This window comes from Nonomuraea sp. NPDC049400, assembly GCF_044466425.1.
In the GTDB taxonomy this organism is placed as follows: domain Bacteria; phylum Actinomycetota; class Actinomycetes; order Streptosporangiales; family Streptosporangiaceae; genus Nonomuraea.
The window spans coordinates 1-16,857 of record NZ_JBITMP010000016.1 but is presented as its reverse complement, the minus strand read 5'-3'; the positions used below and the strand labels follow the sequence as shown (position 1 = coordinate 16,857).

16 protein-coding genes are annotated in these 16,857 nt (G+C 66.0%); 9 read left to right on the top strand and 7 right to left on the bottom strand.

Annotated features, from left to right (window positions below):
- Positions 1-714, bottom strand: a complete 714-nt coding sequence (locus tag ACIBVN_RS25485) for a MerR family transcriptional regulator (RefSeq protein WP_397140347.1) — start codon at positions 712-714, stop codon at positions 1-3.
- Between the two features lie 170 nt (positions 715-884).
- On the opposite strand from ACIBVN_RS25485, the gene ACIBVN_RS25480 reads away from it, so the two are divergent.
- The 7 genes from ACIBVN_RS25480 (at position 885) to ACIBVN_RS25450 (ending at position 7,620) form a co-directional block, all read left to right on the top strand.
- Positions 885-2,309 (top strand): glycoside hydrolase family 28 protein, encoded by a 1,425-nt coding sequence (locus ACIBVN_RS25480; RefSeq protein ID WP_397140345.1) that lies wholly within the window; start codon positions 885-887, stop codon positions 2,307-2,309.
- Positions 2,310-2,355: 46 nt separating this feature from the next.
- Positions 2,356-2,958, top strand: a complete 603-nt coding sequence (locus ACIBVN_RS25475; protein ID WP_397140343.1) for a hypothetical protein — start codon at positions 2,356-2,358, stop codon at positions 2,956-2,958.
- 347 nt (positions 2,959-3,305) lie between these two features.
- Positions 3,306-3,437, top strand: a complete 132-nt coding sequence (locus ACIBVN_RS25470; RefSeq protein WP_397140341.1) for a hypothetical protein — start codon at positions 3,306-3,308, stop codon at positions 3,435-3,437.
- 86 nt (positions 3,438-3,523) lie between these two features.
- Positions 3,524-3,694, top strand: a complete 171-nt coding sequence (locus tag ACIBVN_RS25465) for a hypothetical protein (protein WP_397140339.1) — start codon at positions 3,524-3,526, stop codon at positions 3,692-3,694.
- A gap of 391 nt (positions 3,695-4,085) precedes the next feature.
- Positions 4,086-5,135: a hypothetical protein gene (locus ACIBVN_RS25460; RefSeq protein ID WP_397140338.1), complete on the top strand. Its 1,050-nt coding sequence runs from the start codon at positions 4,086-4,088 to the stop codon at positions 5,133-5,135.
- A 289-nt stretch (positions 5,136-5,424) separates the two neighbouring features.
- Positions 5,425-6,423: a hypothetical protein gene (locus ACIBVN_RS25455; protein ID WP_397140336.1), complete on the top strand. Its 999-nt coding sequence runs from the start codon at positions 5,425-5,427 to the stop codon at positions 6,421-6,423.
- A 33-nt stretch (positions 6,424-6,456) separates the two neighbouring features.
- Positions 6,457-7,620 carry a hypothetical protein gene (locus ACIBVN_RS25450; RefSeq protein WP_397140334.1) on the top strand — a complete coding sequence of 388 codons (1,164 nt, stop codon included), beginning with the start codon at positions 6,457-6,459 and terminating at the stop codon, positions 7,618-7,620.
- A 136-nt stretch (positions 7,621-7,756) separates the two neighbouring features.
- Here ACIBVN_RS25450 and ACIBVN_RS25445 read toward each other — a convergent pair whose 3' ends face one another.
- On the bottom strand, positions 7,757-8,128 hold the full coding sequence (locus ACIBVN_RS25445) for a DUF5997 family protein (protein ID WP_397140332.1): 372 nt from the start codon (positions 8,126-8,128) through the stop codon (positions 7,757-7,759).
- Positions 8,129-8,183: 55 nt separating this feature from the next.
- Here ACIBVN_RS25445 and ACIBVN_RS25440 point away from each other — a divergent pair, with 55 nt between their 5' ends.
- On the top strand, positions 8,184-8,912 hold the full coding sequence (locus ACIBVN_RS25440; RefSeq protein ID WP_397140330.1) for a LysR family substrate-binding domain-containing protein: 729 nt from the start codon (positions 8,184-8,186) through the stop codon (positions 8,910-8,912).
- Positions 8,913-9,290: 378 nt separating this feature from the next.
- Here the strand turns inward: ACIBVN_RS25440 and ACIBVN_RS25435 are convergent, their stop codons facing one another.
- The 4 genes from ACIBVN_RS25435 to istA form a co-directional block, all read right to left on the bottom strand.
- Positions 9,291-10,559 (bottom strand): IS110 family transposase, encoded by a 1,269-nt coding sequence (locus ACIBVN_RS25435; RefSeq protein WP_397140328.1) that lies wholly within the window; start codon positions 10,557-10,559, stop codon positions 9,291-9,293.
- 284 nt (positions 10,560-10,843) lie between these two features.
- The gene (istB, locus tag ACIBVN_RS25430; protein WP_397140326.1) at positions 10,844-12,271 is read right to left on the bottom strand and encodes an IS21-like element helper ATPase IstB; all 1,428 of its coding nucleotides are present in this window, start codon (positions 12,269-12,271) and stop codon (positions 10,844-10,846) included.
- Positions 12,272-12,378: 107 nt separating this feature from the next.
- Positions 12,379-12,858: a Mu transposase domain-containing protein gene (locus ACIBVN_RS25425; protein ID WP_397140324.1), complete on the bottom strand. Its 480-nt coding sequence runs from the start codon at positions 12,856-12,858 to the stop codon at positions 12,379-12,381.
- The gene (gene istA / locus ACIBVN_RS25420) at positions 12,855-13,682 is read right to left on the bottom strand and encodes an IS21 family transposase (RefSeq protein ID WP_397140323.1); all 828 of its coding nucleotides are present in this window, start codon (positions 13,680-13,682) and stop codon (positions 12,855-12,857) included. The genes ACIBVN_RS25425 and istA overlap by 4 nt, the downstream gene beginning before the upstream one ends.
- Before the next feature lie 299 nt (positions 13,683-13,981).
- On the opposite strand from istA, the gene ACIBVN_RS25415 reads away from it, so the two are divergent.
- Positions 13,982-15,514 (top strand): PQQ-binding-like beta-propeller repeat protein, encoded by a 1,533-nt coding sequence (locus ACIBVN_RS25415; RefSeq protein ID WP_397140322.1) that lies wholly within the window; start codon positions 13,982-13,984, stop codon positions 15,512-15,514.
- Positions 15,515-16,061: 547 nt separating this feature from the next.
- On the opposite strand, the gene ACIBVN_RS25410 is transcribed toward ACIBVN_RS25415, so the two are convergent.
- On the bottom strand, positions 16,062-16,268 hold the full coding sequence (locus ACIBVN_RS25410) for a hypothetical protein (protein ID WP_397140321.1): 207 nt from the start codon (positions 16,266-16,268) through the stop codon (positions 16,062-16,064).
- Between the last annotated feature and the right edge of the window lie 589 nt (positions 16,269-16,857).

The window sequence follows — 16,857 nt, the reverse complement described above, 5'->3', positions numbered from 1 at the left end:
TCAGCCTTGGTAGAGGTCGATCCGGTTGGCGCTGGGATCGATCACGCACGAGGACCGGGGCTTCCAGGGGGCGTCCGTGGGCGGATACAGTTCGCTCGCTCCGGCGTCGAGCGCCCGTCGGTGGGCGGCGTCGACGTCCCGCACAAGGAGCCCGAAGCGTGCCGGACCCGCGTCTGCGAGGTCGCGGTCAGGGTCAGCGATGGTCACCAGGAAGAACTCGTCACTGGGCCACGTCCCGAACTGGAACGACGAGATCTCGGGGTTGAACGTGGCATCGAATGCCTGCTCGTAGAAGCCGATGGCCTCCTCTCGGTCCCTCAAGTGGATCATGACCTGGACGATGCGGGGCTTGCTGACGGTGGGCATGGGGACTCCATGTTCGAGGTATTGGCCGACTGTGCAGGCCATCTGGGACAGGGCGTGAGCACGTTCGAGCAGGTGCGCCTGATGCCGGGCGAGCACTTGGCGCAGGACCTCCTCGTCCTGTTGATCAAGGGCTTCGCGGATGGCGTCGATGGGAAGGTCGATCCTGCGCAGGGTGCCGATCAACCGAGCTCGCTGAGTCTGCTCTGATCGGTAGCGGCGGTAGCCCGTGGCCGGATCGACGAAGGCGGGCTTGAGGAGTCCGACCTCGTCATAGTGCCGCAGCGCGGGGATCGACAGGCCACTGACGAGGGCGAAGGCGCCGATGCTCAACAGGTCGTCGTTGCTCACGCCACTAGCGTCGGGTCTCGGGCTGCATGAGAGTCAAGGGCTCTCTACGGTCCGCGTCGGCGGATACCGCAGAGAGATCTAGATCACTGCGACGGGCTGGCATATGATCCGGGCGTCCCGAGCGGGTAGGGAGCCGCCCAAGTTAAGCCGCCGCAACTAGGGAGCCGCCCATGTTAAGCCGCCGCAACGCCATGCGCGCCATGGCGATGTCCCCCTTCGCCGTCCCGGTTCTCCACACGGGAGCCGCGCATGCCGCACCCGCTCCGCCGGTCGGGGGCGACCCCTGGGCGCGGGCCAACCATGTCGTGGCGCGGGTGCGCGGGCCGAGGTTCCCGCGGCGCCGGTTCGACATCAGGGACTACGGCGCCGCCGGGGACGGGGTGACGGACTGCACCGCGGCCATCCGTTCCGCGATCGGCGCCTGTCATGAGGCGGGTGGCGGGCATGTGGACGTGCCGGAGGGACAGTTCCTGACCGGTGCCATCCACCTGCTGAGCAACGTGGACCTGCACGTCACCGCGGGCGCCAGGCTGCTGTTCAGCACCGACCCGAAGGCGTACCTCCCGCTGGTGCTGACCAGGTTCGAGGGCGTCGAGCTCTACAACTACTCCCCGCTGATCTACGCGTACGGCCAGCGGAACATCGCGGTGACCGGTTCCGGCGTGCTCGACGGGCAGGCGGACAACGATCACTGGTGGCCCTGGAAGGGATCGGGCGATTACGGCTGGGAGCCGGGCGAGCCGCGCCAAGCCGCGGCAAGGGCCGCGCTGTTCGCCCAGGCCGAGCAGGGGGTGCCGGTCGCGCAGCGGCTGTACGGCGAGGGCGGCTACCTGCGCCCGTCCTTCATCCAGCCCTACCGGTGCGCGAACGTGTTGATCGAGGGCGTCACCATCGTCAACTCGCCGATGTGGGAGATCCACCCCACGCTGTCCCAGAACGTGCTCGTGCAGAACGTCACGGTCGAGACGCACGGCCCTAACAACGACGGCTGCAACCCCGAGTCCAGCCGGATGGTGGTGATCCGCGACTGCACGTTCGACACCGGCGACGACTGCATCGCGATCAAGTCGGGGCGCAACGCCGACGGGCGCCGGGTGAACGTGCCCAGCGAGTACATCGTGGTCGAGGGCTGCACTTTCCGCGACGGGCACGGCGGCATGACGATCGGCAGCGAGATGTCCGGCGGCGTGCGTGAGGTCTTCATCAGGGACTGCTCGATGTCCAGCCCCAACCTCGACATCGCGCTGCGGTTCAAGACGAACTCCGTGCGCGGCGGCTTCGTCGAGGGCTTCCACGCCAGGGACATCGAGATCGGCCAGGTCGGCGGCTCGGTCATCGACATCAACTTCTACTACGAGGAGGGTCCCGGGCACGGTTTCAACCCCACGGTGGGCGGGATCGACGTGCGGGACATGACCGTACGGACCGCCAAACGGGCACTCAACCTGCGCGGTTACGCCGACGCGCCGATCCGCGGCATCACGCTGACCGACGTGGACTTCGGCACCACCGCGACGCCGAGCGTGGTGGAGCACGTCGAGAACCTGGTGCTCAAGTACGTCCTCGCCAACGGCGAACCGCTGATCCTCACCTGATGATCGCCCGCGCCGGCGTGGTGGATCTGGCTTACACTCGGCGCGCATGCGACTGAAGACGATCTTCACGCTTCTCGTGGTCTACACCGTCACCGCGGCGCCCGTGTTCCTGCCGGGCGAGTGGCGGGTGGTCGTGCAGCCCGCCACGGCTGATGCGGTCGAGGTGTATTACGAGGTCGTGTCGCCCGTGCTGCTCAGGTCGTACGACGGGATCGAGCCGTTCAACCGGGCGCAGGAGACGGCGCGGCTGAGGGCCGAGGCTTATCCGGACGATCTCGCGCCCCCTTGCATCGCCCACGGCGGACCGTACCGGCTCGTCGCTCCCTACGTCACTGCGCGGGGACGTGCGCTGGCCTCTCCGGTGATCTCGGGTGCGTACTGGTCGGAGGGGAAACGGGTGACGTACTCGATCGTGCCGGAGGTGCGGCAGGTGGAGAACAGCCAGGCGGCGCTGAACCGGGTGAACGAGAGCGACGGGCCGATCCGCGAATCCACCGCCCTCGGCATGGGGATCAGCGCGGAGCTCAACCGGGTCGTCCTGGAGACGAATGCCTTCGACCAGGGTCTGCGCCGCAGACTGGCCGCACAATATGGCGGGCTCATCGTTGTCCGGTGGAATCCGTTCGGCGAGCGAGCGCGGCTCTTGTGAACGGCGGCGCCCGACTTCGACGCCGAGCGCAACACCGCGGGTCGGCCGCGAGCAGGCGGTGAGCTCGCACACGGCCGGAATGTCTCGTGCGAGCTCTCCTGCGCTGGCTGAGAAGGTCGCCGACCCCGCCGCCGTCTCGCCCGGCGCCTGTCCCGGGATCCCCAGAGCGGCCGACCAACTGCGGCCGGTCACCGCGCGGGGGTCCAGGTGGCGGCTGGTCATGCCCGACGACTCCCGAGGCAACCTCGACGGCGGCACCATCACGCCAGATGGCGCGCTGTGGGCATTCCACGGCACGCCCGAGGCCATGGGCGACCACCTGGCGGCCCGCCGCTGGGACGGCCGGCATGGACACGGCTGCCGCAGGCGACGGGGACGTCGGCACCCGCTATGTGGAGGCGGCGGTGCGGACCGATCCTGCGGAGTTCTGGGAGCTCGGGAGCTTCGCATGGGTGGAGCATGACGCCGAGGAGGGGTGAGGACGCCTTCCCGAGGCGACCCTTGGCGATGCGTAACCTCTCCGGCGTGTGGAAGGTATGACAGCGAGCGCGGCACTCTGTGGCATATGTCCGGCGGGCGGTGGACGCTGGAATTCATCCCCGTGCTGGATGGCGCCCGCGCGGTGGTGTACGACCTGGTGACGCGCGACGGCACAATCTATGCACTCGGCTCGATATCCAAGGACGCCAAAACCTCCGCAGGGGGCCGAGCGGCGCTGTGGAGACTCGGCAGGTGAGGCTCGTGCAGACACCTGCGGGAGCCGATCGCCACGAACGGCGCAGCGAAGTACGCGATCGTCACGCGGCTCTGGATTCCGATCGAATCGGACGATGTCGCAGTATGGCATTTCTGTAATGCCGGTGCTCGGCGTTGCCGATTGCCGTGCAATTGGTTACTCAAGCTGAACCGTTACGGGGAAAGCAAGCGATGCTTGAGATCCGCTCGGCTGTGACATAGATCACACCAGATTCATACAGCCTGGTGATCCATAAGATATGCGCGCATTTATAACGGCGAGTAATAGTCTGGCTACTCTGTAGCGCTTGTTCGCTCCGACAAGGCATGTCAAGGTCTCTAATCGTGCGCAGAAAACCATGTCTGCACATGTTCCGAGAGAAAGGTCATGCATGCGGGCGTTACTCGGCGGAATCCTTACTCTTACCCTCGGACTCGCGATCTCCGCGGTGTCGGCGTCTCCCGGTGTCGCGGAGGCAGCTGCGGAGCCGCAGCGGGCATCGATCGGCTCGACTCAGCTGAAGGCGGCCACGCAGACTGCCGCACAGGCCCTGCGTAGCAGGTCCGCCAACCCCCAAGTCGCCGACGTGGCGCAGAAGTATCTGGACAAGCAGGCCCGCTCGGGCAGGCTGCTGGACGCGTCCGATGTCAAGGTCGCCTCCGTCGCGGACCCGTTCGGCAACGGCCAGATCCGCCTGGCGTGGGACGGCTCGCGGCAGCCTGAGCGCATCGACGTGGCGGTCGGCGACGGCGCCGGTGCCAATGACGGGCAGAAGGCCATCGGGGTGATGATGGCCGAAGCGCCCGACGCGCCCTCCTCCGGCCGGCAGGGTGGTGCTGGATTCGACGGCGCGTTCAACGTCAAGGACATGTTCCAGATGGGACACGAGTGCGTCGAGCTGTGGTGGGACCCGGAGTACTGGACCGGGGAGGAGCCACAGGACCACAACGCCACTTCGTGTTACGAGAAGTATCAGGACCCGACCACGAGGAAGTGGATCTACAACCGGTGGGCGGTGTTCCAGCAGGCCGAAGGGCCGACGAACAGCCCCAGGACCGTCGACTTCACGCTCCGGTCTCGCCCCTGGAAGGGGTATGAGGATCGGGTGGAGAGCCTCTACAAATGGACGCCCGCCGGCGGGCAGAAAACCTGCGAAGAGACGATGAACGTATCGCTTTCGTTCCCGGACTACGCCGGGGTTGAGATTCCGATCCACCAGTGCACTTCCACGTCAGTGCTCCCGGACGCGACCACGAAGGCCATGGGGATCGACTTCAACGGCGAGGAGACCGGCCAGTTGGCTCTCGACTTCGGCGCGGCGATCTACGCCAAGTCGGCCGACGAAGACTTGAACCCCATCTACGCCGACTATCTCTGGGCGCAGGTGGACTGGGGGATCTCCAACGAGAAGACCCTGCTGTGGAAAGAGGACGGCTGGTAAGTCGTTGAAGGGCTTCTCCCACCGGCACAGGGCGCTTCGGACCATGCGGAGCGCCCTGCTCCTGCTCCTGCTTTGCATCAGCGGATGCTCCGCGACCGATTCGCCGGCCAATCCCGCGCCCGCCCGGTCCACCGCGCCGTCTGGTGACCCTTGCGCTGAAGGCGGAACTCGGGAGGCCTGTGCGAGCGTCCAGGTGGACGGCGAGCCTTACAGATACTCGCTGCTGCGCTCGTCTCGCCCCACGAAGAACACTGTCATCGTGGATGTCGGTGGCCCAGGTGTAGCCGTCATGAGCGGCCAGATCCGCCTGCCCCAGCTTGCGCGAACCATCAACGATCTCGGCCTCGCTTACAATCTGCTCTTCCTGGAAGAACCGTGGGTGCTCAAGGCCTCGCCGAGTAACTGCCCGCAGGCTCTCAGCGAGCTTGTTCGATGGATCCGTGACCGCGACGGAAACTCGCTGATGGACTACTCGGCCGACGTCGCCACCGACTGCTTTCCCGAGGATTCGCGGCGGAGTTGGGGCTTCACCGGCGACAGCTACAACAAGATCCTGCAGCAGGTGGCCGCACAGGAGTCGCTGCGGTACTCCGGATTCATCGGCCACTCGTTCGGTGCCGTGCGGCTGGGCTATCTGCGTCACATCAACCTGGACTGGTCCATCCTGACCCGCCCCTTCCCGGTCGGAGCAGACGGCCGGCAGATCGTGAACGCACGCGCACGCGCCATCGAAGACATGCAAAGAAGGGTGACCGGCCACCAGGGCATGCCGCGAGCGCTCTCGATCGCGGGGGTCGAGCGGCGTTTCGACTACTTGTCGGCGTTGGTCGAAGTGGGCTATACGCAAACACTTGCTGCTACCGGGCGCCTCGCCGGCTTGGACTCGGATGCCCAAGCCGCCCAGCGGTTGGCACAGCAGTACTGGGGGATTTACGGGGCGGGTGCTGTGTCGCCCGCATATCTCGCCTACCTCGAAGAGGTTTGCTCTGCGGCGAAAGGGTGGCCGTACGCCTACGGGAAGTACAACTCCGTCACCAGTGTGCTCGAGGCCAAGCATGCCTCTTGTTTCCTGCTGAAGCACGAGCCCGCCGAACTCGTCTACGGCAAGGAACCGCGCTGCATCGTGACCGGTTCGGGCGACACAGTGACTCCGGCGGCACTCATTGCAAAATCCGTTCTGTCACGTGGGCGCGCTATTTGGATATCGTCGAGGGAGCGTGCGCATGCATCGTTCGACCAGCTTGACGTCTGCTTGAAGCGGCTGGCCGGTGAAAAGCCCGACCAATAGGATCAGAGCCCGCGAGTCCTGGAGGTGGGAAAGATGCGCTTGCCGATAACTCGTCGTAACTTCTTGGCCGTTGGCGCCGCGGCAGTCGGAGGCATTGTCGCCGGCGGCGCCGTCTTCCTCGATCGGAGCGAGGAGCCCTCCGAGGGCGACAAGCTGCACGTGACTCCGATTGCGCTCCCGAAAGCTCCTATCGCTGCCCGGACCGGTCATTCTGTCACCTGGACGGGTAGCGAGTTGGCTGTGTGGGGCGGGTGGAACGGCGACAAAGCGCGGCCCCGGTATCTCACCGACGGTGCCCTGTACAGTCCGACCACGCGTTTGTGGCGGATGATGCCCAAGACATCGCTCTCTCCCCGTAGCGAGCACCTGGCTGTGTGGAGCGGTTCGGAGTTGCTCATCTGGGGCGGTGATGCGTCGGGACTGTTGCGTGACGGCGCCGCGTACAGCCCGCAGAAAAATGTGTGGCGCGCCCTTCCAGATGCTCCATCGGAGCTGTCTGCGGCCGAGCCGCACGTTCACGGCAGCAGTATCATCTTCACCCCCGCCCGATACAGCATCCCTCTTGGCAAACCCGCCGTTCCGCTATTGGTTTTCGACCAGCAGAACAGGCGGTGGCGCGCCATCGAGGGCAACGGGGTGCACGTCATCGACATAGTGAGTGACAGCGCCGGGGTTGTCGCGCTCACCTTCGACCCGTCCAGAAACGTGCTGATGACGCAACGACTGGACCGCGGCCTGGCTCGCCTCGAACGGGCGACGAAGCTGCCACTGGGCTCCGGCGTGGATTTTGCGGGGCTGCTGTGGAATGGGACCGGCCTGATAGGGATCTTCAGTGAAGGCGGTCGAAGCCGCATGGTCGAGTTGGGAGACGGCACCCGATGGCGCGAGGTGGGCCGGTTTTCCTCCCGCGTCTTCCGTTCGAAAGCCGAGTTGCATGGGGACAGGCCACCGAACCGCATGTGGATGGCGAGCGGCCGCATCTGGTCGGCGTCGTCGCAAGGTGTCGCAGCCTACGACCCTCGCACAGCCAGACTGCACTCAGCGTCAAGGACGGTCGCGTTCGCGGGCGGATGCCCTGCCAAGATGACGCCCGTGATCGCCGGAAACCAACTGTTGATGTGGGGTGGACGCGGCTGCGACGGTTCCGTCAGCGAGGACGACGCTATAGGAATGGCTGTGGAACTGCCGACGCGCTGATCACCTCAGAGCCGAAGATCTCCGGTCGCAGGCATGATCTGACACGCACCAGCTGCGACCTGCACGTTGGCTCTTTAATTCGCGCGGCTCATCCGACGGGCTCGTCCAGGGTCGGAGACGTGCGGATCTCAGCTGTCTAGCGCTGCTTGAGGCGGAGTGCTTCCTTGCGGGTCTCGGCCTGGATGGACCGCTCGCGCTCCAGCCACGCCGGATTCTCCGCCTTCAGCGCGTCGATCTCAGCGGTGGTGAGCGGTTCGGTGATCCCGCCTCTGGTCAGGCCGGAGATGGAGACCCCGAGCTTCGCGGCGACGACCTGCTTGGGGTGCGGGCCGTTGCGGCGCAGGTCAGCGAGCCAGGCGGGCGGCGACGACTGCAACTCGTTCAGCTCGTCCCTGGAGATGACTCCCGCCCGGAACTCGGCGGGAGTGGCCGAGAGGAGGATACCCAGCTTCTTGGCCGCGGTCTCGGGCTTCATCGTCTGGATGGGCTTCGGTTTGGGCGAGGTCATGGCGCCAAGATTAGCCAGTCGGAACGGGTCCCCCTGACATCGGTACCCTGAGGACGTGACTGATGGGGAGACCGGCAGGGTGTTCCGGCTGGCGTACGTGCCCGGGGTGACACCCGCGAAATGGGTCAACATCTGGACCGAGAGGATGCCCGATGTGCCGGTTACCCTGGTCGCGGTTCCCGCCGCCGAGGTGGTGGGACTCCTGCGGGATGGCGGCGCCGACGCCGGATTCGTCAGGCTGCCGGTCGACCGGGACGGGCTCAGCGTGATTCCTCTCTACGTGGAGACCACGGTGGTCGTGGTGCCCAAGGACCACGCGGTGGCCGCCGTCGACGAGGTGGTCATCGCCGACCTGACCGACGACGAGGTGTTCCATCCTCTGGACGACACCATCGAGTGGACGGTCCGGCCCGGGCAGCCCGCGTTCACCCGCCCGGCCACAACGGCGGACGCGGTCCAGCTGGTGGCGGCCGGCACCGGGCTTCTCCTCGTGCCGCAGTCGCTGGCACGCCTCCACCACCGCAAGGATCTCACTTACCGGCCGGTGCCGGACGCGCCGCAGTCTCAGGTCGCGCTGGCCTGGCCCACGGACGCGACCACTGACCTGGTGGAAGATTTCATCGGCATCGTCCGCGGCCGGACCGTGAACAGCTCGCGGGGCCGTACCCCCGCCTCCCCTGCGGAGAAACCGGCACAGCGGCAGGCACAAAAACCCGCACAGAACGGCTCCGGCCGCCGGGCCGCGCCGGCCCGCCGTAAGAGGAAGGGCTACCGGCCTCGGTGACCTACGCCCCGGACCTCCGGTCCGGACCCGGCAATAAATGTGGCCGACCCGGCTGTACGAGGAGGAGAGCCGCGCTCGGCAGCGAGATGTCCCGACAGAATGGATCTTGGGTGATTCAGGGTCTCGCCACGGCAAACGAGACGCCTGGCAGGCGCTCGATCAGGAGGCTGATGGCGTCGGCGGCGCCGGTTGGGGAGCGCCTCGGCATCAGGTCGATCGGGAACTCGTCGTCCGTGCGATGCTCGGGCAGCTGGCTCGGGGATGCCAGTCATCTCTCGATGGCCACGTGTCTAATCCGAAAATCGGAGAGTAACTGGGCACGCGGCAGCGAACCCTGGCGTACGACGGTGTGTCAGGGTTTGTGATCAGCCGGGTTGGTCAGGGGGCTGGTTCCAGGATGACGCGGTAGCCGAGGGCTTCGAGTTGGCGGATGTGGGTGCGTTTCTTGCGGTCGGGTCGGATGCGGGTGTCGTAGAAGTCGGTGCCGAGGTCGTGGAAGCGAGCGTCGGGGTCGGACAGTAGGTGCCAGACGATGATCAGGATGGAGCGGCCGACGGCGACGACGGCTTTCTTCTTCCCGCGGCGGCGGGCGATGCGGCGGTAGCGCTCGCCGAGGAAGGTGGGAGTCTTGCTTGCGGCCACTGCGGCTTCGCCCAGGACGCGGGCGAGGTAGCGGTTGCCGTGGCCGGTGGAGTTCTTGCCTTTCTTCCTGCCAGCCGACTCTTTGATGATCGGGGTGAACTTGGCCCAGGAGCACAGATGGCCCGCGGTGGGGAAGCGGCTCATGTCCAGGCCGATCTCGGCGATCATCGTGTGAGCGGCGATCAGGCCGACGCCGGGGATCTCATCCAGGCGCGTCGCCGCGTCGGCGAAAGGGGCGATCACCTCCTCGATCGCGCGGTCCAGATCGGCGATGTCGGCCTCGATTGCCTCTACCCGGGCCACCATCTTGCCCAGCAGGTAGGCGTGGTGATCGGTGAAGTGGCCGGTGAATGCCTCCTCCAGGGCGCCGATCTTGGTGCGCATCCGGGTGCGGGCCATCTGCGCCAGCGTCTTGGGGTCGCGCTCACCGGCGATGAGCGCTTTGAGCATGGCCCGGCCGGAGACGCCGAAGATGTCGGAGGCGACAACGCTGAGTTTGATGTGCGCGTCTTCCAGGAGCTTCTCGACGCGGTTCTTCTCGGCGGTGGCCGCGCCGACCAGGTCCACCCGGTAGCGGGTTAGATCGCGCAGGCGGCGGATTTCGGGCGGTGGCACGAAGCTTGGGCGGATCATCTGCCGTTCGGCGACCTTGCACAGCCATACCGCGTCGATCGTGTCGCTCTTGGGCCGGCCGGGCAGGTGCTTGACGTCCCTGGCGTTGACCAGCCATACCTCGAACCCCGCTGTTTCCAGCAGGTAGAAGACGGGTTTCCAGTAATCGGACGTTGCTTCCATGACCACCCGGGTCACGCCCAGGCAGCGGAAGCGATCCGACATGGCCAGCAGCGACCGGGTCATCGTGGAGTAGGTGATGACTTCCTGCAGCCGTTTACCGGAGCTGGTCTCACTGGGCAGGCGCACGCAGGCCACCAGTTCGGCCTTCCCGATGTCGAGCGCGGCGATCCTTGGGACGATCTCTTCGTCGTCGTTGGTCTCAACCAGCACCCCGGTTCCTCCCATTGGCTCGGTGGACAACCACAGCCGCCCGCAAAAGCCAGGGGCGTTTACGGAAGCTAATCCGCGTGCTAATCCGCGTGCTAATCCGCGTGCTCGAAGCGACAATGAAGGGCCCATGGCAGGCTCCCAGCGCCCGACTAGACGACGGCCTCAGGTGGACCATAGAGCTACGGCGTCGGCGGGCGACCACCCCCGATTTTCAGCCCGGAACGGGCTCTCCGCCAGGGGAAATGGGACTAGTCGAGCAACTAGGGGCAAGGACGGCCGACAACCTACCGGAAACTCTCGGAGTAGCGGGAGGCTGATGTCCTCGCACGCTGATTTGCCCAGCGAGACAAAAAGCCGCTGATGCTGATGACGCTCAGCGAAAATGCCCAGGGCCGCTCATTGGAAGTGCCCACTTGGTTGATCAGTACAGTACGGCTATAGCTGGTGTTTGTCACGGATCGTGACGGCGTGTTGACGTACGCAGCGGCTGGCGTGACGAGCAAGTTGATGACGGCGGCTGGTTGATGGCAGTTCGGGCAGTTCTGCACCGGACTCGGCGGCTGGTCGCTGCCGCATCCGGCGACGTACGGGTCGTGACTGGGCGTGACGGCCTTTGCCGTACGAGCCTGCGTACTCCTCGTACGCGCCGTACTGGCCGGTGTCCTGGAGCCGGTGGTGTCGTGCGTGGTGTGGTCGCCGGTTGAGGTGGCCGCGGCTGTTTCGGCGTGGTTGGCGGCGCGCCACCAGCGGGCCTTGCAGATCGGTGTGCAGAAGCGGCGGCGTGGGTTGCGGCTGGTCCAGGTGAACGCCTCGCCACAGGTGGCGCACAAGCGGATGGTGGTGCGCATCACGAGCCCGCCCTGGAGTTCGGGCCGGTGGTGGCGGCGCGCAGGGCGTTGGCGCGGGCTTTGGTGGGAGCGCATCCGGTAGGACGGGCCGTCGATGCCGTCGATGCCGACGATGATGCCGCGGTGCAGCAGCCGGTCGATGAGGGCGGCGGCGAGCATGGGGTCGCCCAGCCGCTCGGCCCATCCGTTGATCCCGACGTGGGAGGTGGTGATGGTCGAGCCCTTGAGATAGCGGGCGTTGATCACTTCGAACAGCAGAGAGCGGCCGTCTTCGTCCAGGCGGCGGTAGCCGAACTCGTCGATCACCAGAAGGCGGGGCTGAACGAAGAAGCGCAGTACGGTGGCCAGCCGCTGCTCGGCGATCGCTCTGCGCAGCCGGCGGATGAGGTCGTCGCAGGTGGTGAAGTAGGTCTTGTGGCCTGCCTGGGCGGCCAGCCGGGCCAGGCAGATGCTCAGCATCGTCTTGCCCACGCCCGGCGGGCCGATGAACAGCACGTTGGCGGCGTCGTCGAGGAAGCGCAGGGTGGCCAGTTCGCGGATGAGGGCCTGATCGACGCCGGGCTGGGCGGAAAAGTCGTAGTCGTCGATGCTCCATGGGGCGGGCAGGTTGGCAAAGTGCAGCCGGGAGGCCTGCTGGCGGTGCTCGGTCGCCGCGACCTGGACCGCCAGCAGGGCCTCGATCGCCTCCAGCGGCGAGGTCTGCTCTTGGCGAGCGGCATCCAGCACCTGCGGCAGTGCCTCGGCCGCCGCGGTCATCTTCAACAACGCCAGGTGGGCGCGCAGCCGCTGATAGATCTGCGCCGACGTCGCGGGCGGATCGCCGGTCGCGGTGGCCGACGCGGTGATCGTCGTGGTGGTGGTCATGGTGTTCCCCCTGGTTAATGGGTGTGATCGGCAAGCCCCGGCCCGGTGACCTCGCCCCTGGCATGGCGGTCGGCAGGCGAGAATCTGGCGGGCCGGGGCCGCGGGTGTTAGATGTCGCTGGTGGCCTGCTCTGGGCCGCCGCCGAGTTGGCCGCCGAGTTGGCCGGGCAGTGCTTGCCCGGCCAGGCGGGCCCGGACCTGCTCGGCCTCGGCCAGCGCCTGCGGTGAGGGCGGGATGCGCCGCTTGCGGCGACACGGCCCTCGATCATCAGAGGTGGCGGCCAGCACGGCCTTCTCCAACGCCAGCACATGCTCATCGGAGCGGACGATCGCGTGCGCGCCGACCGGCTCCAGCGGGTGCCGGGCCAGGGTGTTGCCGGCCGATGAGACGATGTCGATCGTCTCGGCGCCCAGCGTCCGGGTGACGGTGACCTGCTGGTCGCGGTGACCCGGTGGAACGGAGTAGAAGTTGCCGTCGAAGGCCACCAGCGCCTGCGGCGAGACCGTCCGCGACACGCTCAGCACCGCCGGGAACGGCTGCGGCAACGGCGCCAGCGGCTCAGCGCCGGCGAAGGTGGCCACCATCATCTTCTGCGGCAGCGCACCCGCATATCAGCGGTCCGGGCGCACCACGCATCCAGCGACGATTGCGCCTGCTCGGCCGTCACATCGTCGGCCACGGTCCGCCACCACCGCTGCGCGGCCATGTCATTGGACTTCTCCACCGACCCCTTGCGCTGTCCCCGACGGGGTGGGCAGATCGCCACCGAGACCCCGTAATGCTTGGCCACGGCCGCGAACGAGGCCAGCACCTGCCCGCTCTTGGGGTCACACATCGTGGACATCCGGTCGAACCGCCATCCCAGCGTCAGCCCGCCGAGCCGCTCGGCCACCTGATGCAGGCCCTGGATCAGATGCGGCTGATCCTGACACGCCGACAGCCAGCCCCGCCACCGGCCCGAGTACGGCAGCGACCCGACCAGCAGATACGCCTCCCTGCGCCACCCCCACCCACGGGGCGGATCCGGCAGATGCACCCAGTCCCATTGCGTCTCGGCTCCCGGCTCGTGATCGATCATCGCCACATCGCGGCCCTTGACCTGATGACACGGCTCGCAGTGCGGACGCAGCTCCCGCTCCCGGATCGCCCGCGTGAACGAGGAGTACCCGCCCGCATACCCCATCGCGGCGATCTCTTCGAACAATGTCGTGGCCTGCAGATGCGGATCCTGCCGCAGCCGGATCCGGCAGTACTCCTCCACCACCGCGAACGCGTCCGGCCCCGCCGGGCGGCGCTTGCCCGGCTCACGCTCCCCGTTCAGATAGGCCCTGATCGTCCTGCGGTTTCGGCCCAGATGCCGGGCAATCGCCGAGATCGACCAGCCCCTCTTCCGCAACGCATGTGCTTCCACATCTTCCCCCTGTGTGAGCATCTCCTTGTGAGCTCCCCCGACAACAACGGATCTTCGACACCCGTAGCGTCGGGGGAGCTCACCAGCGACGGAACGACCGCCACCGGCGAGTTCTCCCGGGTGGGCACTTTCAACGAGCAGGACTGAGCACTTTCAACGAGCGTCATCAGTACGCGTGGCTCAGCCTCGGCCAGGCGTCGGGACGCTGTCAGTGCGTACCCACACCTCAGGGGCCCGACATACCGCCGGCATACCAGCGGGATATAGCGTTTCACGGCGTTGATCGCACGAGGAGCTCAATGAACCACGTTCCGCCTCACCTACCTCACCGGCAGCCCTCGGGCGCGCAGCCGTACGGTCAGCCTCCGATACGCAGGCGCAATCGCACGGCAGGCCGCAGCGTCATCGACGTCATTGGGGTCGCGGTCATGCTGGTCGCCGCCGGCGTCCTGATAGTCGCCGGCATCCTGATATGGGAATACGATGATGGCCCCAAAGGGACCGGCGGTTACCGGGCATGGTCGGCGGCTGCGGAGAAACTGGGCATCGCCGACGTCAAGGTGAAGACAGCCGCAGCTATCGGCAAGGGAGCGCTGGCGTCGAACCAGGGGGCGGCCTGGTTCACGCAGACGCATTTCGTGCACAGGAAGTCCGGCAAGGTCGTCTCCTACGAGATCGCCACGGGGAAGCTCGCCTGGGAGTACCGCTTGCCGTCCGACGACCGCTGTCCGAGCTCGGCCGAGCAAGTGGATGGCCGGGTGGTGATCACGACCGGGGGCGGTTCCAGGATCGACTGCACGACCCTGACCCTCCTGGACATCGGCACCGGCAAGAAGGTCTGGCAGACCGAGCTCCCCAGCTCCGGTCCGCGGCCCGCCATGTACGACGCGCCGGTCGTCCACGGGAAAAGGGTCGCGATCAGCGCGGGGCACGGCTACTACCTCCTCGACCTGGCGACGGGGGCGCCGGAAACGGTCGAATCCACGCAGGGCTGCCGGGGATTCCGCTTCACTGTCGTCGACGGGCTCCTGCTGGCCAGACGCGTCTGCCCAGCGACCGGCGAGGGGCTCGAGGCGTTCGGCGAGGCGGGTGAGAGTGCGTGGCAGTGGTCGTTGCCGCAGGCGCAGGGCGAAGGCGAGAACTGGCCGAAGCTCGCGCAGGTGCTCTCCGCCGATCCGCTCGTCGTCATGGTCACCCTCGACCCGCGCAGCCGCGACGCGGAGGTCTGGAAGGTCGATCGGGAGTTCGGTAGGCACACCACGGTGTGGAAGGGAACCCACGGCGACACCTCGCCCTGCGACCCGCACGCCCCCGGCCTGCGTCACTGCCCGCGCGGCGCCATCATCGGTGAGAAGCTCGTCCTGCACACCGTACGCGCCAAGATCTACCCATCCGCTGAAAAGCACGAGGGAACTCACGATCATGCCAATACCCACGGGGAACTGTTCGCCGTGGACCTGGAGACGGGCAAGACGGTCTGGACCACCCCGGTGATACAGAACCGGACGCTCGGCGTGATCACGGTCACCGATGGGAAGATCATCGCTTACCAGGAAGCCCTGCCTCCGCAGACTCGGCATAAAAGAAGCCGCAGGTCCACATGGGCGGGCGTGCCGGGGCTGGTGGTCGCCATCGATCCCGCCACCGGCAGGGACACCCCGCTCATGGCCTTGCCCTCCGACTCGACCACATCCCTGCGCAATCTGACCGGCACCTCCTCCTTCGGACGCTTCGGCACCAGCGCGCTCTGGGACGGCAAGCGCCTGGCCATCTACAACAACGAGAGCTTGAACGCGTTCGGGCCCACCCTGGACGCGGTCGTCTTCGAGTGATCAGCGGGGGCCGAGGGCTATTCTGCGCTCGAACGCGATCCGTACCGGAATGACAAATGCATTCGCTCGGTACTACCGGGTGGAGCGGGCGACAGTCGCGACGAGTCGTCTGCTGGGTGTGGTCGATGAGGATTTCGGGCTCCGTTGAGACCGTGGATGCTGTCTTCGGCAACGGAGATCAAACTGGGTAGTGGCTCCTGGAACGACTCAGGCTCTACCAAAGCTCCCGCAATAGGACTCGAACGAGACTTTTGGCGTTTTGATCAGTTCGCGCTGGCTCGGGTGCGAGGTTAGGCCGGTCAATGGAGTCCAGACCGGTTCACACTCGTTCCTCGTGTGTGGCTCCCGACCTGCTCCCCTTCGGGGCTCTCAGCCAATCACGCCTCTCGGACTGACGCCTAAGCATGAGCCCGAGACAAATGGCTTTGGGGGCACACGGAAAATTTCTGCTTGATCACGGCGATGGAAAATGAAGCGGCAGCTTACGAGCCGATGATATGAAGCGAACCGTCGCAATTCCTCCCGTTTCCGCTCATCATTCTTATCCTTACGCGGGAATGCCGAGCCGGCCGCGGTACGGATGAGGTTCCTGCCAAGTCTCTTCCCAGAAGTACAGGTAAGCGAGATCCTCGGGGAGGTCCGGGCGAAGATAACGGGTGACGTCGGGATCCTCAGACTTTCGCAGCAGCACCGTCCAGTACTCCTCGGCCGCGCGCTGGACATCGCCAAGACCGTATTCGGTCGTTTTCTCCAAGAAGTTGTGCTCGACGTGAACCGTGTCCCCGACGAAGTAGGCGTGTAGATGTTTCCCGGGTACTCCTTCGCTTTCTCTCCCGCGGTCGCCTTGGACACGCTGGCGAGGATGTCCAGACAGCGTCCGAAGTTGTTTCCAACGTCGAAGGAGAGCAAGACGGCGAGGGGAACGAGCCGGTCATCGGAGCATCGGTACTCGACGCTTCCGCCGCGCAAATAGAATTCGAGACCATTCAAGGTTGTCTCCACTCGAGCTGCATTACTGCTCCTTTGATTGCCGATCAAGGTGCGCTTGACCTTGCTGAGGCGCGGTATATTTTCGGTATATCGTGAGCGCAGATCGCTCGGATCGTCCCTCGCGATGCTCACGCCTGCCCGTCTGCCGTCCGGTAGCTGTCAAACCGTTTGAGACGTTTCAGGCGACTTGTTCTGTATCGGAGTTGGTTTCCTCCTTGATAGGTTCGTTGATCCAGACGGCTTTGGGCAGGCTGGGCGGGCCGCGTCCAAGATCGTGGTGTATGAGAATGAGACCACTCTGCGATCTGTGCCTATTTAAGCAGCAATAGCATCAATCGTCACATTAGTGTCAT